At 60.6% G+C, this 21565-nt stretch carries 21 protein-coding genes, 1 tRNA gene and 1 pseudogene; 10 read left to right on the forward strand and 13 right to left on the reverse strand.

Annotated elements, in window-relative coordinates; genetic code table 11:
• Positions 1–1443, forward strand: coding sequence for a sensor histidine kinase (locus tag ACVW16_RS20465; RefSeq protein WP_456736519.1), 1443 nt, complete (start codon positions 1–3; stop codon positions 1441–1443).
• Positions 1444–1605: 162 nt separating this feature from the next.
• Positions 1606–1682 (forward strand) — tRNA-Arg (locus ACVW16_RS20470).
• Between the two features lie 6 nt (positions 1683–1688).
• Here ACVW16_RS20470 and ACVW16_RS20475 read toward each other — a convergent pair.
• The 4 genes from ACVW16_RS20475 to ACVW16_RS20490 all read right to left on the reverse strand — a co-directional run bounded on the left by ACVW16_RS20475 (position 1689) and on the right by ACVW16_RS20490 (position 5194).
• A complete protein-coding gene (locus ACVW16_RS20475; protein ID WP_456802396.1) occupies positions 1689–2843 on the reverse strand; it encodes a tyrosine-type recombinase/integrase in 1155 nt (384 codons plus the stop codon).
• A 183-nt stretch (positions 2844–3026) separates the two neighbouring features.
• Positions 3027–3860, reverse strand: coding sequence for a hypothetical protein (locus ACVW16_RS20480; RefSeq protein ID WP_456802397.1), 834 nt, complete (start codon positions 3858–3860; stop codon positions 3027–3029).
• 54 nt (positions 3861–3914) lie between these two features.
• Entirely contained in the window at positions 3915–4154 is a 240-nt protein-coding gene (locus tag ACVW16_RS20485) for a hypothetical protein (protein ID WP_456802398.1), read from the reverse strand.
• A 548-nt stretch (positions 4155–4702) separates the two neighbouring features.
• Entirely contained in the window at positions 4703–5194 is a 492-nt protein-coding gene (locus ACVW16_RS20490; RefSeq protein ID WP_456802399.1) for a hypothetical protein, read from the reverse strand.
• A gap of 169 nt (positions 5195–5363) precedes the next feature.
• Between ACVW16_RS20490 and ACVW16_RS20495 the strand changes: the two genes are divergently transcribed.
• From ACVW16_RS20495 to ACVW16_RS20515, 5 genes and pseudogenes are all read left to right on the forward strand, one after another.
• Positions 5364–5660: a hypothetical protein gene (locus tag ACVW16_RS20495; RefSeq protein ID WP_456802400.1), complete on the forward strand. Its 297-nt coding sequence runs from the start codon at positions 5364–5366 to the stop codon at positions 5658–5660.
• On the forward strand, positions 5657–6127 hold the full coding sequence (locus tag ACVW16_RS20500; RefSeq protein WP_456802401.1) for a hypothetical protein: 471 nt from the start codon (positions 5657–5659) through the stop codon (positions 6125–6127). The genes ACVW16_RS20495 and ACVW16_RS20500 overlap by 4 nt, the downstream gene beginning before the upstream one ends.
• Positions 6128–6150: 23 nt before the next feature.
• Positions 6151–6306 (forward strand): hypothetical protein, encoded by a 156-nt coding sequence (locus ACVW16_RS20505; protein ID WP_456802402.1) that lies wholly within the window; start codon positions 6151–6153, stop codon positions 6304–6306.
• A 777-nt stretch (positions 6307–7083) separates the two neighbouring features.
• Complete coding sequence (locus ACVW16_RS20510; RefSeq protein WP_456802403.1) at positions 7084–7608, forward strand: pilus assembly protein N-terminal domain-containing protein; 525 nt, start codon at positions 7084–7086, stop codon at positions 7606–7608.
• Between the two features lie 251 nt (positions 7609–7859).
• A pseudogene (locus ACVW16_RS20515) lies at positions 7860–7972 on the forward strand (IS1595 family transposase); the annotation flags it as partial.
• A 1030-nt stretch (positions 7973–9002) separates the two neighbouring features.
• On the opposite strand, the gene ACVW16_RS20520 reads toward ACVW16_RS20515, so the two are convergent.
• The 8 genes from ACVW16_RS20520 to ACVW16_RS20555 all read right to left on the reverse strand — a co-directional run bounded on the left by ACVW16_RS20520 (position 9003) and on the right by ACVW16_RS20555 (position 16475).
• The gene (locus tag ACVW16_RS20520; protein WP_456802404.1) at positions 9003–9539 is read right to left on the reverse strand and encodes an ImmA/IrrE family metallo-endopeptidase; all 537 of its coding nucleotides are present in this window, start codon (positions 9537–9539) and stop codon (positions 9003–9005) included.
• 374 nt (positions 9540–9913) lie between these two features.
• Positions 9914–11071, reverse strand: a complete 1158-nt coding sequence (locus ACVW16_RS20525; protein ID WP_456802405.1) for a hypothetical protein — start codon at positions 11069–11071, stop codon at positions 9914–9916.
• A 152-nt stretch (positions 11072–11223) separates the two neighbouring features.
• A complete protein-coding gene (locus tag ACVW16_RS20530) occupies positions 11224–11541 on the reverse strand; it encodes a hypothetical protein (protein ID WP_456802406.1) in 318 nt (105 codons plus the stop codon).
• Positions 11542–11765: 224 nt separating this feature from the next.
• Positions 11766–12821 carry a phage major capsid protein gene (locus tag ACVW16_RS20535; protein WP_456802407.1) on the reverse strand — a complete coding sequence of 352 codons (1056 nt, stop codon included), beginning with the start codon at positions 12819–12821 and terminating at the stop codon, positions 11766–11768.
• A complete protein-coding gene (locus tag ACVW16_RS20540; RefSeq protein ID WP_456802408.1) occupies positions 12811–13512 on the reverse strand; it encodes a hypothetical protein in 702 nt (233 codons plus the stop codon). The genes ACVW16_RS20535 and ACVW16_RS20540 overlap by 11 nt, the downstream gene beginning before the upstream one ends.
• Entirely contained in the window at positions 13472–13819 is a 348-nt protein-coding gene (locus ACVW16_RS20545) for a hypothetical protein (protein WP_456802409.1), read from the reverse strand. The genes ACVW16_RS20540 and ACVW16_RS20545 overlap by 41 nt, the downstream gene beginning before the upstream one ends.
• 505 nt (positions 13820–14324) lie before the next feature.
• Positions 14325–14711: a hypothetical protein gene (locus tag ACVW16_RS20550; RefSeq protein WP_456802410.1), complete on the reverse strand. Its 387-nt coding sequence runs from the start codon at positions 14709–14711 to the stop codon at positions 14325–14327.
• A gap of 597 nt (positions 14712–15308) precedes the next feature.
• Complete coding sequence (locus ACVW16_RS20555; protein WP_456802411.1) at positions 15309–16475, reverse strand: AAA family ATPase; 1167 nt, start codon at positions 16473–16475, stop codon at positions 15309–15311.
• 191 nt (positions 16476–16666) lie between these two features.
• Here ACVW16_RS20555 and ACVW16_RS20560 point away from each other — a divergent pair, with 191 nt between their 5' ends.
• The 3 genes from ACVW16_RS20560 to ACVW16_RS20570 all read left to right on the forward strand — a co-directional run bounded on the left by ACVW16_RS20560 (position 16667) and on the right by ACVW16_RS20570 (position 20451).
• Positions 16667–16912: a hypothetical protein gene (locus ACVW16_RS20560; RefSeq protein WP_456802412.1), complete on the forward strand. Its 246-nt coding sequence runs from the start codon at positions 16667–16669 to the stop codon at positions 16910–16912.
• Between the two features lie 675 nt (positions 16913–17587).
• A complete protein-coding gene (locus ACVW16_RS20565) occupies positions 17588–19270 on the forward strand; it encodes a tannase/feruloyl esterase family alpha/beta hydrolase (RefSeq protein WP_456736518.1) in 1683 nt (560 codons plus the stop codon).
• Positions 19271–19533: 263 nt separating this feature from the next.
• Entirely contained in the window at positions 19534–20451 is a 918-nt protein-coding gene (locus tag ACVW16_RS20570; protein ID WP_456736517.1) for a carotenoid biosynthesis protein, read from the forward strand.
• Here the strand turns inward: ACVW16_RS20570 and ACVW16_RS20575 are convergent.
• Complete coding sequence (locus ACVW16_RS20575) at positions 20380–21477, reverse strand: glycoside hydrolase family 3 N-terminal domain-containing protein (protein WP_456736516.1); 1098 nt, start codon at positions 21475–21477, stop codon at positions 20380–20382. The genes ACVW16_RS20570 and ACVW16_RS20575 overlap by 72 nt on opposite strands.
• Positions 21478–21565 lie beyond the last annotated feature (88 nt).

Raw genomic sequence — 21565 nt, forward strand, 5'->3', positions numbered from 1 at the left:
ATGCGGTCCCGTGGCCCGGGCGGGCTTGGGCTGTCAGGCAAGCTGTTGCTGCTGACCGTCCCCCTGGTGATGATCGCGGCCGTCCTGCTCTACGTGCCTGCGATCGCGAACTTCTGGGTCAACCGGCTCAACGACCGCGTCGCCGCGGCCAACACGGCGGCGCTGGTGCTCGATGCGGCGCCGCTCGGCATGGTGCCGGATTCGCTGTCGCGGCAGATCCTGAAGAGCATCAATGCGCGCGCGGTCGCAATCAAGATGGGCCAGCAGCGCCGCCTGCTCGCCAGCGACAATCTGCCGGCGACGATCGAGCACGACGTCGATTTGCGTGACCTGACGGTGTGGCAGGCCATCACCGGCTCGTTCCAGATGATGCTGGAGACCGGCAACCAGCCGATCCGCATCGTCGGCCCCGGCGTCGGCGACGCCCAGTTCATCGAGATCGTCACCGACGAGCAGCCTTTGCGGCAGTCGATGTACCGCTTTTCCCGCAACGTCGTGGTGGTCGCGCTGATCATCGGCGTCCTGACCGCCGGCCTCGTCTATCTCGCACTTCATTATCTCTTCGTGCGGCCGATGCGGCGGCTGACCGCGAGCCTGGTGGGCTTCCACGAAAACCCCGAAAGCTCGGCGCGGATCATCGTGCCGAGCCAGCGCAGCGACGAGATCGGCGTCGCCGAGCGCGAACTGTCGGACATGCAGCGCGACCTGATGTCGATGCTGCATCAGAAGAGCCGGCTCGCCGCGCTCGGCCTCGCCGTCTCCAAGATCAATCACGATCTGCGCAATCTGCTGGCCTCGGCGCAGCTGCTGTCGGACCAGCTCGCCAGCGTGCCTGATCCCAGGGTGCAGCGTTTTGCGCCGAAGCTGGTGCGTTCGCTCGAGCGCGCCATTGCCTTCTGCCAGTCGACGCTGTCCTACGGCCGCGCCCAGGAGGCCGCGCCCGATCGCCGCATGATGCTGGTCGAGCCTGTCGTGCTCGAGGTGCGCGAGACCGCGGGTCTTGCCAATGACGCAACGATCGCCTGGGTCGCCGCGATCGAGCGCGGCCTCGCGGTCGACGCCGATCCCGACCAGCTGTTTCGCGTGCTGCTCAACCTCGTGCGCAATGCCGCCCAGGCGCTGGAGAGTCATGCCTCCGGCGACGGTGGTCCGCAGCAGATCCGGATCACCGGAAAGCGCGAAGGCGCGGTTGCCATCCTGGAAGTCTCCGATACCGGCCCGGGCGTGCCCCAGAAGACCCGCGAGCACCTGTTCGAGGCGTTCCAGACCTCCGGCCGTCCCGGCGGCAGCGGGCTCGGCCTCGCCATCGCCGCCGAGCTGGTGCGCGCCCATGGTGGCGACATCCACCTGGTCGAAGGCACCATCGGCGCCACCTTCCGGATCGTCATCCCCGACCGCCCCGTGGAACTCCTCTCCATCCGCAACGAGCGGGCGCGGGCGTAGTCGGCCAGAGGCCGATCCAAAAACCGTCATCTCTCTGCAAAATCTCCCCCTCCCGGACCTTGCCAACGCCGGCAAGAGCGGTTAGTCAGAGCGCTCTTTCGCACCCCTCCGGCGCTGTCCGGAGGCTGCCTGCGGGCCCAGCCCGCACTGTCAGCGAAAAACGCGCCCGTAGCTCAGCTGGATAGAGCATCAGACTACGAATCTGAGGGTCGGACGTTCGAATCGTTCCGGGCGCGCCATCTACGCTATTGATGGGTATCATGTTTTCTCTTTCTGCCTGATGCCTTGGCGGTGCTGGTTTGCAGCTGGTTTGCAAACTTTGTTCGGGGGCTGTTCTCGAAATTGAATATCGCCTGCTCAGCGAGACCGCGCGTCCTAGCGAGGTAGCGCTCCAAAATTAGGTGCACCGTCTTTAGGCTGTGGCCCGTGATGGTCGCGATCTGCTGATGAGTGCAGTCAGCCTCCGACAATAGCGTGACGGCGGTTCCGCGCAGGTCGTGGAAGTGGAGTTCAACAGGCTGGTCCAATCCCGGCAGCGCTACAGTCTGCAGGCCGGCCTTGGTCATGGCCTTGTCCCACATCGCGGCAAAATAACGCGCCTTGAATGATTGCCCCGTCTTTGTCGTGAGGATCAACGGCGAGGCCCGCTCCATGCCGTCGAGCATCCGGCGCAGCGCGGCCGTACATGGGATCTGTATCAGTGGCGCCTGCTTACCGTGACGACGCGCCTTGCCCTGGCGCAACTCGATATAGTCGCCCTTATAGGCCGACCACGGCAGGCGCAGCAGATCGCCCTCGCGCTGACCTGTATGGAGGGCAAGGATCAACGCGCGCTGCATCTCGATGGGCGCCACCTTCATAAAGGCGGCAATGTGCTCAGGCAGCCAAATGACCTCAGAGCGATCGGCGTGATAGAGCCGCTTGAAGCCTCGAATGTGATTAGCGGTTATCGTTCCACGATCGACGCACCATGTGAGCATCGCCGATATTGCAGAAAGCCGGTTGTCGGCTTCGCGTTGCCCCGAATCGCGCGCAATCTTCTCGCGCCAGTCCAATAGATCTTTGCGGACGCGCGGATCATCGAGTGCAGTGTTCGGCATCGTGCCGAACTCGCTCTCCGCTTTTGTCAACATTCGCTTGTATTCGGCCTGAGTCGAGGGCGCGAGCTTCTGCTCGAATTCGACGGACGTTGTGTAGGATCTAACCAGTCCGTTGAACGTGCCGCTGTGGCGATCGCGGATAAGCTTCTCAGCCGCGGCGTAGTCCGCGATGAAATCAGGAGAACCTGGCTCTCCGCGGAGAGGTTTGCCCGTGGCGCGGTGATACCAATACCTTTTGCGCGTGCCGTCTTTCAGGTTCTTATATGTCGGGAAAACGCCCTGTATTTTAGCTCTTACCACGGCTAGCCCTCCACGCATCTAGCGCAGTCTTCTCCGGCTCAAGATCGACCACGCCACCAGGAATAACCACCACCTTGCCTGCGACATGGTCTATCTCGATCTTCCGAGTGCCGACACCTGCGGCCTGAAACGCCTTGAGCGTCCGGATGATTGCGGCCTGAGTGATAGCGGGGCGCCTTGACATCAGGCACCCTTCCAATTCGACAGGATTGTTTGCAGCGACTCCAGTTCGGCCGCGTTCACGACCTCGCAGCGCTTCCATGCGACCGGCTCAATCAGTTCCTCAATATGGCGTTCGACGCATTCACGCAGGTCGCGCGGGTCCATCGCGTCAAGCTCCCAGCAATGGTCGCCGGAGCTACCGACGAACCAGCTATGCCGCGGGTCCTTGCGTTTGTCGGTGGCTGGAAATGACGGCAGACCCAGCGTCTGGGACGGCGTTAGCGCAATGCGCTTGAATCTGATGTGCTCACCGCCGTAGCCGATGAGCCGCCGCGGTAGGTCGCACTCCGACATGTACAGGCCGCTAGGATCGAAGTCGCCGACGTAAAGCACGACCAGCTCGCGGCCGTCGTCGTCCTGGGCGACGTCGTTGACGTTGGTGGCGCTGGTAAATCCATGCATGACTCGAAAGCCGACAGCGTAATTGTCTAGGACCGGCTTCAGCACGCCGCGGATGGTGCCCTTCTCACTCCAAACCTCGACACGGTATGGCTGCTGATCCCAAAAATCGCGGCGATAGGATCTGGCCACCGCGCGCGCGTATTGGGCGGTATCACTCCAGGTCGAAACCCGCTCCAGCTCGCGCGTCTCGTCGACAATCCACTCCCACGGGATGGCGTTCTGCTCGCGGGCGATCCGCAGCAGGCGATAGACCTTCTGCATGTCGTTGGTTGACATCGAGGGTATCAGGCCAGCCGTGAACAGCTTATAGCCGATACCGCGTCCCGTGACCGGCTGAACCGCCTCGGCAATGTTGCGCATAGCCCCGATCAGGTCGAGCGAGGCTTGAGCCATGCCCCGCCCCCGCTTTTTTATTCCTGTTTGAAAATACTCTTCCGATCGAGACACCTAGGTTCGCCTCGCTGTGTTCAAACCCTTCGCTCGGGATTCAGCGTCTAGGCCCATGTCGACGAGACGACTAATTGCTTCGATCTGCGTCAAAGATGGATTCTGCTTCTTGATCCATTTCTTCATCCGCTTTAGCTGGTCTGGCCGAAGAACACGCTTCACGGCCTGCTCGTCCATTTTGCTAAGCACAGCTTCGGCGAGTCGTTGATGGACCCGGATGTCAGTTTCGAGATGCTTCATCACGCAACCTCCGGTGCCGTCGTGGGCGCGTGCCGCTCGGCTTCCATACGATGCCTAACTGAGCGGACGATTTCGGACGTCTGCGAACTGAGGTTGTATGCGGCCTCGCGCTCGAGCCACGCCTTCACGTCAGATGGCAGGCGAACTAGGAGGGTCTTAAAAGCTTGCGGTTCGTTCATCGCTCTTTCCTCTCGCTATATCTGAGTAGATCAGGCGGCATCTAATTGGACGTATGAGCCTATATGCCCTGCCGCGAAGAAAAGGGTCGGCCAAGCTCCTGGGTTATCCACACTCCTAACCGGCGATACTTTTTCGAAGCTCGCGAAAACAATGACTTAGATGGGCCTGTTCCGACTTCAGAAATATTGACGGGTGCATCGAGCTGGTGGGTGAACGGACGTCAAACTTAAGGCAAATGTGATTCGCGGATAAAAAGCCCACCGGCGGAAGAGCCGATGGGCCCATATGGCAATGCTACGTCCCATCGCTTGTCCGAAGATTGGACAAGCTGACCAAGACCTTCTTCCTGCGCGGAAGAAGGTTGGCACTCAGGCGAACTGGTCCCGCATCGATGCCGCCGCGTCCCCGCCAACGAGGTCGATCAGCAATTGGCGAGCCATCAGTGGGCGCCAATCCATCTCCTCGTCCCGATCTCGCCAGTCCATCACGCAGGCGATTAGGACCCACGCTTTTGCCTTTCGGCCGGCCTCGGCATGCGCGGGAATGTCCCACATCTTCTCGACAAGCCCGAACATCGCCGACCAGTTCTGATCGCTCAGTGTCACCAGCCGATCGAGTTCTTGGCCCTCCGGGGTGGCGTAGTATTGGAGCCACCGCTCGCGCTCATCGAGGTCTCGGCCTGCCGCCGACGCTTCCTCGATCAGGCGTCTGTGCACATCGCTGCGCGACTCGCTAAGCCGCGCGATTTCGTCGTTGTGGGCGTTAGCGGCATGCCAATGCTTGAAGACCTCCTCCTCAAGCCGCAGTAGTGCGCTGTCGTCGCCCGGCGCCGCGGCGAGCGAGGTTGCGGGTATGGCCACCGCACCCGCCCCAGCGCCCGCCGTAGCCGCCGCCAGCCATGTTGCGAATTGCCTGCGCGTGGTAGTTTTCGAATTAGCCTGCATCACGATCACTCCCGTGTTGTGGGTTAGAGCCGAGGAGGAAGCTGAACCCTTCCCCTCGGCTTGCTTTTAAGATAATCTTTTAATCATGGCGAAGTCAATAAAAGATAATCGTAAAATTGGACGCGGCCGGCCAGCCACTGGCACCGCGCCGCTGGTTGGCGTCCGAATGCCAAAGGAATTGCAGGTCGAGATCAGGGCTTGGGCGAAAGATCAGCCGGACAGTCCCAAACTCGCGACGGCCATCCGCCAGCTCGTCGAGATCGGTCTAGCGGCCAGCACGACGAAGGGGACGAAGCTTGACCCGGGCGCTCTAAAGAAAGCGGCGGATACAATGGCTCGGATGTCGGCTGCGATGGTCGAGATCGGACGGAAGGCGAAATGACCCTACCGCAATGGCTGATACAGTTGGGCTCGATTGGCGGATTGCTGTCTTTTTCTGTCACCGCGTGGGACCGGCTGTTCTCCGAGCGCCCGCTGGTCTGGATCAGTCCATCGGAGTATGGCAGCCGAAACCTTCACTTCAAGAACATGTCCAAGTCGGACGTTACGATCAGAAAAATAAAATGCCTCCCCGCAGGCGTTGGGGTTTCTGAAGACGATTCAATCCGATCGATCGCCAAGGCTGCAATTGGCGATTCATTCGTGGCGCTGTTGCGCACTGAAGAGGAGAGCCAATTTCCTATCATTTTTAGACGCGGTGAGCTCTTCGATGAAGACAACAGGGAAATGGCGCCTTTCTGCATCCTAGTTTTCTGGCGGAACCAGTCGCAGTGGCTCCCTCAAATACCGAAAGTAATCTTCTCATCCGTTCGCACATTGCGGCTGCTGCAAAAAGCCAAAAAGCTCTAAGGGCGTGTCGGTGTCCGAAAGGAATGAGCGAGCTTACCGGGCTGCTGCAGACGCTGGAGCCCGGACATTGGCTGATAATCGCGGGTGGCATCTTCGTGCTCATCGGCACATTCGGCCTGCTGATCGGGCGGTCTCGCCGGACTGGCTCTGAAGTCGATGATCCCGCAGAGGCGGATTAGGACACTCCGAAATGAGTGCTCCTTTGTTGCAATCATCGTTATGGCAGAAAGGCGTACAGTTTGGTGGCGTTCGGGCTCGGCAGCCCCAGAGCCCGTTGAGCAGGCGGCCCCGCCATGTGTAACAGCGTTGGCGGGGCCGCTGCTTTGGGCGCGCAGAGGGATTTTAGGACTCTCCTCTGGAGCGGCCTAGTTCCTCGTTAGAGGCTTCGACCGTTCTGCCGAGATCGTTTCCGTTTTCAGATGAGGCGAAAGATGCCTTTCAAATCGCAGCCCCTGCCGGTGCACGCGACAGGGGCTGCGGAGGTGGATGGCGCGAGGCTCGCGGACGAGGTGTCGCACCAAGGACCCGCTTCACGGTAACACAGGTCGGGGAAGCCTCGGGTATACGAAGGTTTGTTCAGATAAGTTGCAGCAACGACATGCGGGAACTAGAAGAAACGGCTGTGAGGCTACTGGAGGCCACCGCTCGGAAGCTTCCGCAGGGGCCGGACCGCGACGAATTACTGCGAGATATTGCCGGATTTCGTGCAGAGCTAGCGGCCGGGCTACCAACATCCTCGCACGCGCCGAGTGCTCCGAAATCCGAGCAAGGGTCCAAGTAGCGAGACTTAGCCGCCATTTGCCGGCAAATCTGAGTTACGCCGATTGCTCAATCGCAGGCCCGGCGGCCGTGAGGCAATGTCTGCCTGGGCCGATGTTCCGGTCGGCTTGGAAATCGTCCTCAACTATGAGCCCACGCTCGGCGGCTCATATTTAAACTGACTAGCGAGATCAGCCATGCGCCGTTTATTTCTCGGCTGCGCGGTCTGCGCCGCCATTTTCGTCGGCCAAGCGAATGCTCAGGCCCCCAAGGAGATCGTCTCTACCGATACTATCGAGGTTCGGGCCGATCAGTCTCGCACATTCATGTTCGATGAGCCCGTGGGCAGAATCGCGATGTCTGTCGATGGCGTGGCGCAAGTTACGCCGGATACTGATCGAACGTTTACCATTCGCGGGCTGCAGCCGGGCGAAACCCTGCTAACCTTCTACGGTCCAGATGGTCACGTCGTTCACCGCTCGAGCATTATCGTCCAGCAAAGCAGGGGTTTTGTTCGGATCTACGGGGTAAGGGACGGTCGGGGTGATCTGCCCCGTGAGTTCCTGGGCTTCTACTGCACCAGCAACGGCTGCGGGCGTATCGATCCCGACCGGGTGCCGGAACCCCAGCAGGTTACCCAAGGCCGTCAGTTGGGTGTCGACAGCACGACGATCGAACAGGAGCGCCGCGGCCCCGGTCCGGCCGGCGCCGGTAATCGCTAGGGCTTGCGCCTGGAGGGCTTGGTTTCGAAACGGCTACCGTTTCCGAATCGAGATCCGACGAATTTCTATGTCCAACGATCGCGCAACAGCACGGCCCTGGTTGCCGGAAAAAAGCTTATACTCTGCTCACACCTCAACGATGGCGTCCAAGCTGACGAAATCGCCAAACGCCTCGGAAGGGTCCCGCCAGGCGATATTCGGCCGTAAACTCAGCGCTTTCGCAGTGAACGACCGGCTATGGCTCGGCGCGAAACAACCGTCGCATCAGCAACGGCGAGCAGTTACTTTGATGGCTACAGACGCTGCCCTTCAGCATCCGGTTTCGCGTCGGTGGAAAGGCCACTGGCAGCGCCGCTTGCGCTAACACCTTCAACGGGCTGTACGATCTTTTCGAACGCGTCTTCTACGTTCTGCGGAATGCCACCCGTCCCATCGACTGGACCCGCGGCAGCATTCTCTGCTGCGCCCCGTTGTGTCTCTTCCTTCGCGAGCGGCTCCCACTGCGCGCAGAAATCTACGTATGCCTGCGGAAGCGGGGAAGGAGCACCCTCTAAAAGAAGGCTATCCATTTCCTCATCTTGCATAAATCTCCGCAGAAACTCTCCCAATTTCAGCGGTTTTATATTTCGGTTGATGGTGATGTCCATCTCCAGGTCAACAACGTGCCTGCGGACGGCCCTTCGTTCGGTGTATACGGCTACTATTGGATAAGGGCGTCCGTTCAGGACACCCTTCAATTCCTCTCGCCCGAGATAATGAAAGCTCCCCCGGAAAATTTCCGTCACGGAGATTGAATCACAAAGCTCTAAGGCGAGTTCTACCGACAACGTCAGTTTGTCAGCGGAAGAGAACTTCGCGAGGCGAAATCCACAGTCAATATTCTTGCCAAGAAAATCAAACCTGTGCGGAGTTTCATCGGCCACAAGCTCCATTTCTTCAGACGGGATGTCGAATGCCTCAACTCGCTCAATCGGAACGGTTACATTTGGCGCGGGAAAGGACGCGAGCCACGCCGTCCCCTTCACGTCAAGATGTTTGCCACGTTCTTCCAATCTATGTCCGTACTCTCGCAGAGCCTCGGTGAATGCCTGCACGATGCAAGCCAGATGATTGCGCGATAGGACGCGAACACAGAATACGATTTCATCGCCAATGGTTTTCCATAGGCGGGGCCAGTTTGATTGAATATCTTCGTCACCGTGGGTGACGTGGTTGTACCGTCCGCGCAGAAGCAGCGGGAAGTCAGCGTAGAATTTCCGGGTTTCATCAACCCATTTCGGGTAAGCGGCTTGGCCGGTAGGTTTACTGCCTTCCCCAGCCTTGAACGCTGTTGAGCCAACCAGGTCAACGGACAGAAATGCCCTCGTCCGGTATTTCGGACATTCCAGCAAGTATCACCACCCTAAACTTTTAGCCCTTACCTCAGCGGCTTGGACACTTACAGCGAAAATTTGGGCGGCTCTTTCAACCTGCTTGAACCTAGTCATGGTCTCAATGAACATCTGCGCAGGCATCAAAAACGCTGCCGCAAACCAATTCGCTTCCCATTCAGCGCGCTGTTGCTCGCGATCGTTTTCGTCCACCCAACGCGTTGCAACCATCGGAACGCCCGGGGCTTCCTCGGCTGCGCGGGGGTAATGCAAAAAGAAATGGCCAAGCTCGTGCGCGACCGTAAATCGATCACGTACCGAGGATGTCATAGAGGGCAGGAAAATCGTGAAATCATTCCGCGAGCGGACGACAATCGACTCTGGAAGTCCTACGTCACGAAACGAGGGATTCTTGTACTCAATCCGCCCACCCAAGCGAGCCACAACAGGCTCAACCGGATCTGCCGCCTTAAAGTTGAGCGCGTGCGCGACGCGTTCGGCATAGGACCAAACGCTCGCTTTGGTCGCGTTTAAAGGCTTCGGGCTTACTGAAGCCGACATGACACACAACCGATCATTGATTCGTCCCCGCCCGATGCGGAGACCCTAATTCCTTTAGTATATCAAATATATGCGTGTTCACCTTGCGTTCTCTGTCGTGCGACAATACGCCGCATCCCAATTAGTTGCAATGATTCACAGCGACTCCGCAAGGCTTAGCGTTCGGTCGACCAAAGCCTGTACTGGCCTGGCCACTTGGCTCGAACCGCACAATACCATTTTCTCGCTGAGTCTGAAGCGCGACTCAGACCCGCTTGGACGTCAACCGCAAGAGCCGCTGATGGTTCTTCTCCGAGGCCCTCTCCACCAGGAGTTCTGCGGTAACAGGCCGCCGGCATACTCCCACAAATGTCGTGGCGCCTACGTAGACAATTTCAGGACCCGATGACGTAGCCAACGCTTCCGCCGCCACCCCCACCGCCGCCAGACGTTCCGTCATCAAAGGACGTTCCGTCATCAAAGGCGCTGACGAGCAGCCCGACGTAATAGTGATCGAGACTTGAATTCGCGTTGGCAAAGGCGCCAGACGCTCGGCTAATGCCATATCCACTCGTGCCCCACGGATCGGAGACGCGTTGGCTCGCGCTCGCCACCGTCTTGTAGTAGGCGTTCACATTGCTAGATCCGGGCGTCAGCACCGCACCGATTGGTTGGTTCGCTGAAACGGAGTACGGCGAAGAGAACATTCGATAGAAAAAGCCGCTATTCGACGAGAGTGTTTTTGCGACGATCGACGCTGACTTCTGCGCGACTGGCGTACCGAGTGGGTCGGTATATAGATTTAGCGTCACGTCGTTGCTAAACGACCCCCAGCCGTACATTCCGAAAATCTTCATCGGCACAGGCATCTGGTATAGCTGCCCATATTCCTTAGTTGCTGAGCCGCTGTTCCAAAGTCTGGCGCTCATGGTCGACGCAACGTCGCCGCCCTGAAACCAGCCGGTGGCCCCGTCAGCAAACGTGATGAAGAGATTCGGAATAGACGCGGCCTGCCCTGTGTACGAGCTGCCATTATACGTCGTCACCGTAGGCGACATGGTTCCTACGGTAGCTGGACCGGGCAGATCGACGCGGACAATGTCTGACCCGCCACGTGCGGTCATCTGAATGGCGAAAGCAACCAAGTCACCGTGGGCGATCGTCTTAGATCCAGTGGTTGGCACGCTGGTCTGCCAGGCGCTGTCGGTGATTCCGCCACCGCCGCCAGCGTATACTGCTGCTACATCAAACGTAACCACGCCGGCTGAATTTACCGCGCGCCCTGGTTGACCATTGCTTGTATCGACAGCAGCTAGCCCGACTGAAACCGAGGTGCTCCCGCTGGCAAACGTAATGCCATCGGAGCGCCAACCGATCGATGAAGAACCGGTCGTGTTGATCGTGTGTGAACCCTGATCCGACGTTTCAATCTGGCCAATACAGATCACAGCTTGATTGAGCAAGCCCGCGCTAAAAGATCCAAGCCCGTTGATCGGGTTGAAGTTTGGACTAGGACCGAGAAACGTAGGTCTTGCGAGCGCTTGAAGCGTCATTTTTCTAGTGCTCCGTTAGCTAAGCAATTGATCTGGGATGGCGTTGATGTAGTGACTCCGGGCTGAGCTAAGCTTGCGCCCGGCTCAGCCCGGTCTACCGAGGCTGGTACATCCGCAGCCGCAGTTTCGTCCTGATGCTTGGCGATGGATCTCTAGTGCAGGACATCCGGCACGCTGTCCCACTCACGGCGGAAGCGTGCACGCTCGAGGAACGCGTCGACCTCGGCCCGACGATTGATGGTCGGACGTGAGGAGGACCAATTCACCGTGATCTTTTCCTTCGTCGCGCTCGCAATCAGCTCGCGACTGAACGCGCGATATCCATCAAGCCAGTCGTTCGGGGCTTTGCCGTTCTCGATACAGACAACGGTGTCGCGACTTTCAAAGTCGATGCGGCCACACCATCCGTCGGACATACGAACGGCAAGGCCCTTTCGCCTGCAGTTCAACTTGTATTGTCGTCGTCGCATGATCAGACCTCACGGAACCAATGGTGGAGGCGGCGAAGCAGGAGGTGGGTTGCACACCGGCCGCACAGGCGCACTCGGCGGCGGAACGACCTGCATATCCGGCATCGAAGGCGTCGGTGGATTTACATTGCCGAACACATTCGATGGATCTTTAGGCGGAATGGGGCCGTCAAACGTCGCCCTCCGCTTGGGCGGCATATTCCCGGCTTTAGAACGCCTCTTCATCATGCGGTCCCCACGAGCATCGCGACCGATCCGCGTGTGTTCGCGTCACCAACGGAATGATTGATGACGTCGCAGCGCTGGGTGCCCCGAACGAGAACCTGATCGGTGTCGAGCGCGCGGTCCCGGCTAATCGAAAGGATGGTCTGTTGTTGTCGTTCAACGAGAACGCTGGACTGCGACAAGTCGCCGAAGAACAGCATCGCTTTTCCAGTCAGGCTCGTCGTAACATCTGGCAGTTTGCTGCTGAACACGACGGGGAAGCCGAGATAGCAGGGCGTCAGCTTGCCGTCGATGATTCGCGTTTCCATATATCCGCCGCCGCTGGTGGCAAGACGGCATAATCCCTGGGCGTAACCCGTGGCCGACGTGTACCATGCCGCGCCCGGGATTGCGGTTGCGAGAACACCCGCCACCATATTGGTGAGGTCCGTACCGTCAATTGTCGCGAAGGTATTGTGGCCAGCGGCGGCTGCGATCGAGGATTTCATGCCGACCAGCTTCGTCGAAAGGCCACTGATGCCGGCAAAAGCCGACGTGCCATCGCCGTTGAAACCGCAATCATCTTCCTTCGCGGCGAACGCGTAACCGACTTCCGAAGTGATAAACTCGCCGAGATCAGCGGCGCTGTCCTCGAACAGTTCCGAACTAGCACGGCCTAGAATGGCAAGCTTTTTTAGAGCGCTCTCGACCGCGTCGAGTTGGAACGAACTTTCCGGAATGGTCGCGCCCTCGGCGACAAAACTAGCCGTGAGGCCACCGATGCGGCGCGGTCTGACTTGACCGTCGGACGCAGATGGTCGCTTGTCCGCTCCCCGTCGGAATGCTCCGACAGTTTCGCGCACCGCAATAATTGCGGCGTCGAAATCCACGGGCGCTAGGAAGCCTCCCATAGAGTTCACGGTCTCGTTTGTGGCCCTGGTGAAGCCAATGCCCTTCTCGACGCACCAATCGCGCGACTTTGAGACACCCAACACAGCCTTGAACCAGTGACCGACGCGCTCTGCGCGCTGCTCGGCATCTGGTCCCGTGAATGCTTTGACTCGATTAGCGTACATTGCTTGCCTTCTTGATATCCGCGTTGCTGACGATGCCTTGCTGTAGAGCTTCGGCGCGGTAGTCCGAGAGCGGATCGCCGACGCCCAGGATGGAGAACCCAGATCCGACCGTGCTCGCCATTGCGAGCTTCAAGCCGAAGCGCCCCACAATCGGCGCAAGCATCTCGCGTGCACGAACCTCGAGGCTTTCTAGCCGCACCGCAGTTAGGGTGATATCGCGACACAACGCGCGCCACTCGGCTTCGTGTTCGTCGACGTATTGCTGAGCTTCGCGATCGAGCGCGTCATCCAACTGCTTCGCCCAGTGACGTTCGGCAAATGCGATTGCATCGAGCTCGGCGCGGATTTGTTCGTCACGGGAGACCGCTGGCGTTAAGAAATGGGCCGGCGTAGCGCCGTTCATCAATTTCTGGAGGTGTTCGCCGACGCGCCGCTCATGGTCAGTAGCTGGCCGAGGTGGCGGGCTGCCCTTCAAAAAAGCGGCATAGTTCTGCGCGCCTTCGGTCTGAAGTGCACGCTGCCGCTCGGAAAGCCCGCGCAGGAATTGCATGATTCCGGCAGAGGTCGTCGGATGATGGTCGTTCGGTTCGGTGTGCTTCGCCATACGCCGAACATAGGCCGAGAAACTTCCGGAGAACGAACCGGGCTCGTTATTTTTTTCGAGGTCGCAGCCACGCTTTGCGACGCTCACGTCGCCGCGCTTTGCGATACCGCTGTGCCGCCATCTTGCGTTTGTGTGGGTCCCTGAACCTCTGCCTAGCGACCAGCATGGCGGCGTCGCGGCCGTTGCCGAGCGCCTCCATCCTAGCTAGCGCGCTTTCGGTCTCTAGCCGGTCGCGGTCGGATTTTCGCTCGCCGTCGTCGATAGACAGGATGATACGCTCAAGCCGCGCGACGCCGCGCGACAGAGCGACTTCCGGCGCAAGCTGCTTGCGGCGGACATCGTCGATGATATCTCGCACCGCATCCGCAAGGCGCGGGTCGCGGGAGTTGCTCATGGCGCGTGACACACTCAACTGTCGAAGAACTCATCGAGGTCTTCGGGCGGGTCGATGGCGCGCTTTCGTTCATCTGTGAGGCCTAACTCGGACATGTAAGCGCGCATTTGGCTGTGCTTCGCCGCCTGGAAGCGTGCTGGAGCCGCGCGCATCTCTGCCCAAAGTTCGCAGAACGCAATTGCGGCCGGCTCGCGTGACGTGTCGAGCCAAGATGCCGGCGCGATGTAGCGCTCCCATGCTTCTTTGGCGAAACGCCTCAGACATGTCGGCCGCGTCAGCGGACCGAATTCGCCAGCAGCCGCTGCCTTCAGCCGATTCGGCCCACCGTGCCGATCGGCTCGGTACGTCCCCTCCACGAGTCTTAGATGGGTCGGCCGAGGCTTACGTCCTCTAGTTGTCATTTTGAGCAATCCGCAATTTTAATTTGCCAACACATGCATGTTGGCGCCGGTCCCCGCAGGAAGCCGATCACAGGCAACAAACCGCCATCCGACTCTTATGCCGTTCATGGCAAGTGCTCATCTCGCTCAGGCCACGTTTCGCCTGGTGGCGGACCCGGATCGAACAGAGAAGCGAAATACTTTGGATGCCGCCACTTTGCTGAATCTAGTCCGGCAACGATGGCCTGCACGAGCATGAGATCAACTGGCGGCCGAACCGCGCGCTCATCGACAGCGATGTCAACCATCGCCTCAAGCTTCGCCGCAGCCAGCAACCGGGCTTCCGGCGGCCAGTGTGCGTCGCGAGCGATCTCGAAAAGCCGGTCAATATCGCTCACATCAAAAACGTCATCGATTGCGCGTCGCACCACGTCCAGCCGTTGCGGAGACTGCCCATCGTGAAGCCCGACACCCCGGTGGAGCGCGACGATTGGGATTCTATCATCGTTCATGCCTTACCTCCTGAAAGGATCCGAAGCGCCCGCCGAGCGACGACGTCATGCTGCTGTTGATCGCCCTTTTGCTGATCGCCGCCTTTCTGCTCCGCTACCAGCAATGCTTTGGCCGCCGCCACGCGCGCCGAAGCCGGCGCGGACTCGTCGGCCGCGATTGAGCGCAAAACGGATGTCGGGTCGACGGCTGCGATATCCACGCCAGCAAGCGCTGATTGGCTCGCTTCTCGGCGCGACGGCCGACCCCGCCGCCGCTTAACTCGCTTCGTCAACTGCGCCTCCTGTCATTTTCTGGGAAATTCCGCCGCGCGCGCACGTGGTACGCGTGACTGCCCATGCGGTTGCTGCTCCCAATGCTGAACAGGAAAAAGATACCGCCATCCCGGGAGGCCGATCTGGGCATTGCCCAGGCCAAGGCAGAGAAGCCGTCAGCGGCCCTCCAAGGCCGCGGCGGACGGCTTCGATCGCCATAGGGGTATGGGGGGATCGAACACACCCGATCGAAGGGGCGATCGAACCCGATCGAAGGGGCGATCGAATAGGCGATCAAATGGGCGTTTGAACCGATCGAAGACCGATCGAAGGGGCGATCGAAGATCATGTAATGGCCCTCGCGATGTGCTTGGTGCGCCTGCTGGGTGGGCCGCTCTCGACGATCTGGATCCTGCCAGCCGTCAATAGGCGGGCCATGGCGGCTCGGAATGCCTCGGTCTTGATACCGCCTGCGTCTGGTTCGTCGGCCATCTCGGCCGGTGCGCTGCCGCGGCCGGTGCTCGGCCTCACGGTGCGGCCCTGTGCAGTGAATCGGTCGAGCAGCCGGAGAAAGGCCTCGTCGACGTCACGATCAGCCGCAGCTCGGTGCGGGGATGCTTCGCCGGCCATGGCCGTGGTGAACGTCAACCCAGACCAGCGAAGCGTGACTTTCTCGCCAGAGCGGCCGTAGTTGCTCTTTTTCACCTCGAGCATCCGAAGGTCACGGTCCTCCTTATCCGGGTCGGAGAGGTGGAGCATCGAGCGAACCGAGTTGCGCCAATCCACCGAGTTCGCAGTGCCGCTGCCATCCGCCATGCCGCGAACGCTGGGATGATCGAGCAGCACGATCGCGACGTCGTGGTCCCTCGCAAGCTTACGGAGCATCGCCAAGAACGCGCGGACCTGCCGACGGGCGATAGCCTCGCCGTCGAATACCGCGGCGATGGAATCGATGACGACAAGGCGAGGCTTGTTCGCGGCGATCCAGCTTTCCAGCGCAAGAAACAGCGCGGTCTTGATCACACGGCCGAAGCGGTCGACCGTGACAAGCCATGTCTCCTCAAGGTCGGGAAAGTGGAGGTGAAGATCAGGAATTGCATGCGGATCGATGCTGCGATCCTTGCAGATGCGCTCGATGCGCTCCCTGATATTTTCTTCGGGCTCCTCGCAGGACAGGAACAGCGCCAATCCATTCTCGATGACGCAGCCAAGCCAATCGCCAAGTCCGGCGGCGAGATAGACCAGCAACTGAACGACGGTCTCCGTCTTCCCGGCGCCGCCGTTGCCGGAATACAGAGTTAGATCGCCGCAAGGGATACGGCCACTAGCCAGCCAGCGTTGCGCAGGCGGCTCCGTGCCTTTCCATGCCATGGGAGTGACTGTGATTAGGCATGGGGCAGGGATCTCGATATCGGCCGCCGGAGCCACCGACAGAGGGTCGGTAGCGCTCCGCGCAATATTCATAATCGCCACTTCCTGCTCACTGCCAGGCTCTCCAGCGAGGCCATGCATTTGCGCGACCTCGTAAATCTTGTCCTTCACAACGGCTGGATTAAGCCAGCCATCTGCAACGAACGGGCGCACGTTTGCTGCGGCCGTGTGGAGCGCGGCCAGCCGATTGTCCCGCGGAGCGATTGCCACGTCTCGAGCAACGTTCCTCAATGCGCGCTGAGCTTCGCTAACGGGTCCTGGTGCGTTCATCTTTGCACCTCCGAACCCGTGAACTGGGCAAGAACCTCTGCGGCCTGGAAAGCGGAATTTTCGTCAGCGATCGGCCGCGAGACGAAGGCGACATCGCCGCCGCGGGAAACGTGCCGAACCGTGAAGTGGGTCGCACCGTCGACGAAATCCCGGCCGGCTGCGATCGTGACGACGCCGCCGAGCTGGCGGACATCGCTCGCGAAGATTGGTCGTATGCGGCGGACGGTCATCGCACCCCCGCTGCATAGGCGAGCTCAGCGACGACATAAGCAGCGCTCGCTGTGAAAGCGTAGAGCCGACGAAGTCGTTGCGCCTGCAATTCAGTTGGGGTAATTTCCGGGTGCTGAATATCGTCTTTGCGATTTGCCCGTGCACGGTTGCGACCCGTGTGCGGGCTCCGCGTTTCCGGGCTAGACGGAGGCATACGGGGCCTCCATGTCAGCCACCGCGGCTGCAAAGTTCCAGGTCTCAAAATGAACGATCTCAGCGGTCCATTTTTGGTTTGCAAAGGTACCGCTAACCCATTGATCGATAGATGTTGGTTTGGTGCTCGGTTTGCAGCAATTACGAACGAGTTCAACGGCCTGGGTTAGACTACGAATCTGAGGGTCGGACGTTCGAATCGTTCCGGGCGCGCCATTTCGCAATTGCCGATTTTCCAAGCAGCAAGCGGGGTGGGGCTGTCACCGCAGGCCGCAGGCGGTGAATAAAGCCGCGTCTCGACCGCGCCATACGGCCGCTGCGCGGGCGCTCGCCAGGCGGAGCACGCGTAAAGCGCACTATTCCCGTCATTCACCTCATCCGGCGCGCGCCCCCCACCTCCATAAGCGGAATCATGTCGGGCCTTCAGATTCTGAACGCTTGTCAAAATAGCGGAGTGAAGTAATAATTATAGAAGATAATTAATATGGGAGGGACCCGCCGTGAAGACTGGCTTGATATCGACCGCCGCGCTGGTTGCGCTGTTGGGATCTACGGCTCTGGCCCGCGCTGATGGAGAGGCCTGCTCAAAGGTCACCACCGCGTCGCTGGCCATCGCCGGCGTCGAGATCACGGGATCGAAGATGCAGGAGGCCGCGAATGGGCTGGCCCGGCATTGCATCGTGACGGGGCTCGCCAACAGGCGCACCGGCGCCGATGGGAAATCCTATGCCATCCAGTTCGAGCTTCGCCTGCCGGCCGAATGGAACGGCCGCTTCCTGCATCAGGTGAACGGCGGCAATGACGGCATCGTCGTGCCGGCGCTCGGCGACAAGCCTGATGGATTTGCCTCGGGCGGCATGGTGCCGCTGGCGCGCGGCTTTGCGGTGCTGTCCTCCGACAGCGGACATTCCGGCGCGGACCCCGCGAACCAATCGTTGGGCCTCGCCGCGGGCGCGGCCTTCGGCCTCGATCCACAGGCGCGACGCGACTATGGCTATGCCGCCGACATGACGCTCGCGCCGGTGGCGAAGCAGATCATCGCGCTGCATTACGGCCGCAAGCCTGATCGCTCCTACATGGCCGGTTGCTCCAATGGTGGGCGCCACGCCATGGTCGCGGCCTCGCGCATGCCGGAGAACTACGATGGCTTTCTTGTCGGCAATCCCGGCTTCGATCTGCCGCGGGCTGCGATCCAGCACGCCTGGGACGTGCAGGCCTTCCTGAAGGCCGATACGGATCTGCGCAAATCGATTACGAAGGAGGACGCGCAGCTCATCGCGTCCCGCATCACGGAAGCCTGCGACGCGCTCGACGGCGTCAAGGATGGTCTGACCGCCAATCTCGCCGCGTGCCAGAAGGCCTTCGATCTCAAGAGCCTGACTTGCACGCCGGGCCAGACCAATGCGTGCCTGCCCGAGGCCAAGGTCGATGCGCTCAAGATGAGCCTCGCCGGGCCGAAGAACTCCAAAGGCGAGGCGCTCTATTCCGACTGGCCTCTCGATGGCGGCATCGGCACCGGAAACTGGCGAGCCTGGAAGATCGAGAGCCCGGTCGCGCCCTGGAACAATTATCCGATCATCGCCACCATGGGCGCCGCATCCTTGAACTACATCTTCTCCACGCCGCCGGTGGCGGTCGAAGGCAGCAACGACAAGCTGATCGATGCGCTCAAGGCCTATGATTTCGACAAGGACGCGCCAAAGATCTTCGCCAGGAACGATACGTTCACGGAATCGGCCATGGACTTCATGACGCCGCCCGACATCGACGATCCCAAGCTCGCGGCCCTGCAAAAGGCCGGCGGCAAGATGCTGATCTATCACGGCCAGGCCGATCCGGTGTTCTCGGTGAACGACACCATCCGCTGGTACGACCGTCTCGACAAAAACCTGCAAGGTCATGCCGACGGCATCGCGCGCCTGTTCACCATCCCCGGTGAAACCCATTGCGGCGGCGGCGTCGCGCTCGACAAGTTCGATGCGCTCACCGCGCTGACCGATTGGGTGGAAAAGGGCAAGGCACCCGACCGCATCATCGCCTCCGCCAATCCCGCGAACAAGGAAGTGCCGGCCTCCTGGAGCCCGACCCGCACGCGTCCGCTGTGCCCGTATCCGAGCTATGCCGCCTATTCGGGTCAGGGCGATAGCGAGGACGCCGCGAACTTCGTCTGCAAGACGCCGTAGCGTAGCCATCCTCGCCTCTCCGCTTGCGCGGAGAGGCGAGGATTGCATCGAGGTGCGATCCGGGTGAGAGAAGCTTTCGTCAGTCGCGCGCCCTCTGTAGTCGCTCCGCTCGCAATGACGGGAAGGCGCGACACCGGCCCTCTTATCCAGCCGTCCAATCGGGCAGCAACTCCGCCGCGTCGGTCCCTTTCTTGCGCTGCTTACCCGGCGCTACCCATGCTATGCACCGTTCTCTGCCATCGATAACTGACGGATCGCACGCAATGACACCACGCAATGTCGGCCGCAGCCGGCAGGACATCGCGCTTTGGCTGGCGATCGGCGGCATTCTTGCAACCGCTATCGGGTTTTCCTGGAATCCAACCCCGTTTGCGCAGGCGCTCGCGGCTGTTTTCATTGCCTGCGCACTGGTCCACGCCGCCTTTGCCTATGGCGCGCGGCGCGCCTTGATCCTGTTCGTTGCTTGCAATGCAATTGCCTTTGCGATGGAAAACCTCGGTGCCGCCACGGGCTTTCCATTCGGCGTCTATCATTTCGAGGTCGGCGCGGACTTGCCGCATGTCGGACTCATTCCGATCATCGTCGGTCCGCTATGGTTCGGGGCGGGCTATTTTTCGTGGGTGGTCGCGTCAGTTCTGCTTGATGGCGCCGACCGTCAGCTCGATCGCCCTTTCAACCTGATCGCGCTGCCCCTCGTCGCCGCGTTCGTGATGACCCAATGGGATCTCGTGATGGATGCCCCCAACGCGACGATCGCCAGGGTCTGGATATGGCACGACGGCGGCGGAGTATTCGGTGTTCCTCTCTCCAACTTTGTTGGCTCGCTTTTCACGTCATGGCTGATCTTCCTGGCCTTCGCACTCTACCTGCGCACCGGACTCCGGCCGGATGCAAGCATTGGCCACAGGTTGCCAGCGACCGGCATCCTTTTCTATGTCGGCGCCGGCCTCACGCACCTCGTGCCCTGGATCATGGGACAGACCGGCGAAGCCGTCGATGCCAGGGGGTATGGCTGGCAGGTTCACGACATCCGCGAAGCCACTGTCGCGATCCTGCTTCTGACGATGGTCTTCACCGCGTTGCTGGCGACGCTACGAGCCGGGCTATCCCTAGACGACCTCGACGGTTGCCGCCTCGAACTGGGTGCCGGCCGTACGATGGCGGGCGAGAACCTCGCCTGACAGCTCCGTGACCTCGTTCTGCGCGGTGCCGTCGAGCATGGTGCGGACGCGCCGGCTTGACGCCTCCAGCACATCAGGATCGAGCTTGCCGGAATCGACGCCGTTGATGATCGATTGCGCGAGGAAGCGGGCGCGTTCGGTGTCGGTCAGATGCGAGCAGATCATCAGCATGTCGTTGCCGGCAGCCATGAACCGCGCGCCGGCATCAGGCGCATCTAACCGGCCCGCCATCGCGCGCATGCCGACGTCGTCGGACACGATCACGCCGCGGAAATTCATCGCCTCCCGCAGCAGCCCCTGCGTGATCGCGCGCGACAGCGTGACGGGATCGTTGGGGTCGAGCTTCCGGTAGAGGATGTGCGACGTCATCATCATCTCGATGCCGCCCTCGATCGCCGCGGCGAAGGGCTTCAGCTCGCGCGCCTTGATCTGGTCGAGGTCGAGGTCGAGCACCGGCAATTCGTGATGCGAATCCACCTGGGTGTCGCCATGTCCCGGGAAATGCTTGCCGCAGGCCCGGACGCCGCGGCGTTCCATGGCCCTGGTGAACGGCAGCATCGATTTGATGACTTCGTCGGCGGTGCGGCCGAAGGCGCGCTCGCCGATCACAGGGTTGGCGGGATTGGAATGAATGTCCAGCACCGGCGCGAAGTTCAGGTTGCAGCCGAGCGAGGCAAGCTCGGCGCCCATGGCGTCGCCGACCTGCTCAGCGGTGCCGGCCCAGCGGGCCGCATAGGAAAAGCGCGTGATTGGCGCTGGCGTGCGGCACACGCGCCCGCCCTCGTGATCGATCGCGATGAACTGCTTGTCGCGCTGCGAGGCGTCGCGAATGGCGGCGATCAGGTCGCGGTGAACAGACAGCCAGTCCCGATAGGGCAGATCGTGACGGAAATTGCTCTTGTAGAGGATGACGCCCGCGGGCCTGAGATCTCTCAACAGCGCGCGATCGCGGTCATCGAGGACGCTCGCCGGCTTCAGGCCGATGAAGAAATGGTCACCGACCGTTGCAAGAAGGGAATCGCTCATCCGCCGGGCCGCCACAGATTGCTGGGGTTGATTGAGATGGAGCTGGACGCGACGCCAACAATCAGCTCCTGCACGAGCCGTCGAACCG

The sequence above is a fragment of the Bradyrhizobium sp. USDA 4474 genome (assembly GCF_054057515.1).

What these genes read in the sequence shown, in the direction of transcription:
- ACVW16_RS20465 (WP_456736519.1), top strand. Translation starts at nt 1, where the DNA reads ATGCGGTCCCGTGGCCCGGGCGGGCTTGGGCTGTCAGGCAAGCTGTTG.
- ACVW16_RS20520 (WP_456802404.1), bottom strand. Translation starts at nt 9,539, where the DNA reads ATGTCGGCTTCAGTAAGCCCGAAGCCTTTAAACGCGACCAAAGCGAGC.
- ACVW16_RS20495 (WP_456802400.1), top strand. Translation starts at nt 5,364, where the DNA reads ATGGCGAAGTCAATAAAAGATAATCGTAAAATTGGACGCGGCCGGCCA.
- ACVW16_RS20480 (WP_456802397.1), bottom strand. Translation starts at nt 3,860, where the DNA reads ATGGCTCAAGCCTCGCTCGACCTGATCGGGGCTATGCGCAACATTGCC.
- ACVW16_RS20545 (WP_456802409.1), bottom strand. Translation starts at nt 13,819, where the DNA reads ATGAGCAACTCCCGCGACCCGCGCCTTGCGGATGCGGTGCGAGATATC.
- ACVW16_RS20500 (WP_456802401.1), top strand. Translation starts at nt 5,657, where the DNA reads ATGACCCTACCGCAATGGCTGATACAGTTGGGCTCGATTGGCGGATTG.
- ACVW16_RS20510 (WP_456802403.1), top strand. Translation starts at nt 7,084, where the DNA reads ATGCGCCGTTTATTTCTCGGCTGCGCGGTCTGCGCCGCCATTTTCGTC.
- ACVW16_RS20485 (WP_456802398.1), bottom strand. Translation starts at nt 4,154, where the DNA reads ATGAAGCATCTCGAAACTGACATCCGGGTCCATCAACGACTCGCCGAA.
- ACVW16_RS20550 (WP_456802410.1), bottom strand. Translation starts at nt 14,711, where the DNA reads ATGAACGATGATAGAATCCCAATCGTCGCGCTCCACCGGGGTGTCGGG.
- ACVW16_RS20570 (WP_456736517.1), top strand. Translation starts at nt 19,534, where the DNA reads ATGACACCACGCAATGTCGGCCGCAGCCGGCAGGACATCGCGCTTTGG.
- ACVW16_RS20505 (WP_456802402.1), top strand. Translation starts at nt 6,151, where the DNA reads ATGAGCGAGCTTACCGGGCTGCTGCAGACGCTGGAGCCCGGACATTGG.
- ACVW16_RS20525 (WP_456802405.1), bottom strand. Translation starts at nt 11,071, where the DNA reads ATGACGCTTCAAGCGCTCGCAAGACCTACGTTTCTCGGTCCTAGTCCA.
- ACVW16_RS20575 (WP_456736516.1), bottom strand. Translation starts at nt 21,477, where the DNA reads ATGAGCGATTCCCTTCTTGCAACGGTCGGTGACCATTTCTTCATCGGC.
- ACVW16_RS20530 (WP_456802406.1), bottom strand. Translation starts at nt 11,541, where the DNA reads ATGCGACGACGACAATACAAGTTGAACTGCAGGCGAAAGGGCCTTGCC.
- ACVW16_RS20535 (WP_456802407.1), bottom strand. Translation starts at nt 12,821, where the DNA reads ATGTACGCTAATCGAGTCAAAGCATTCACGGGACCAGATGCCGAGCAG.
- ACVW16_RS20555 (WP_456802411.1), bottom strand. Translation starts at nt 16,475, where the DNA reads ATGCATGGCCTCGCTGGAGAGCCTGGCAGTGAGCAGGAAGTGGCGATT.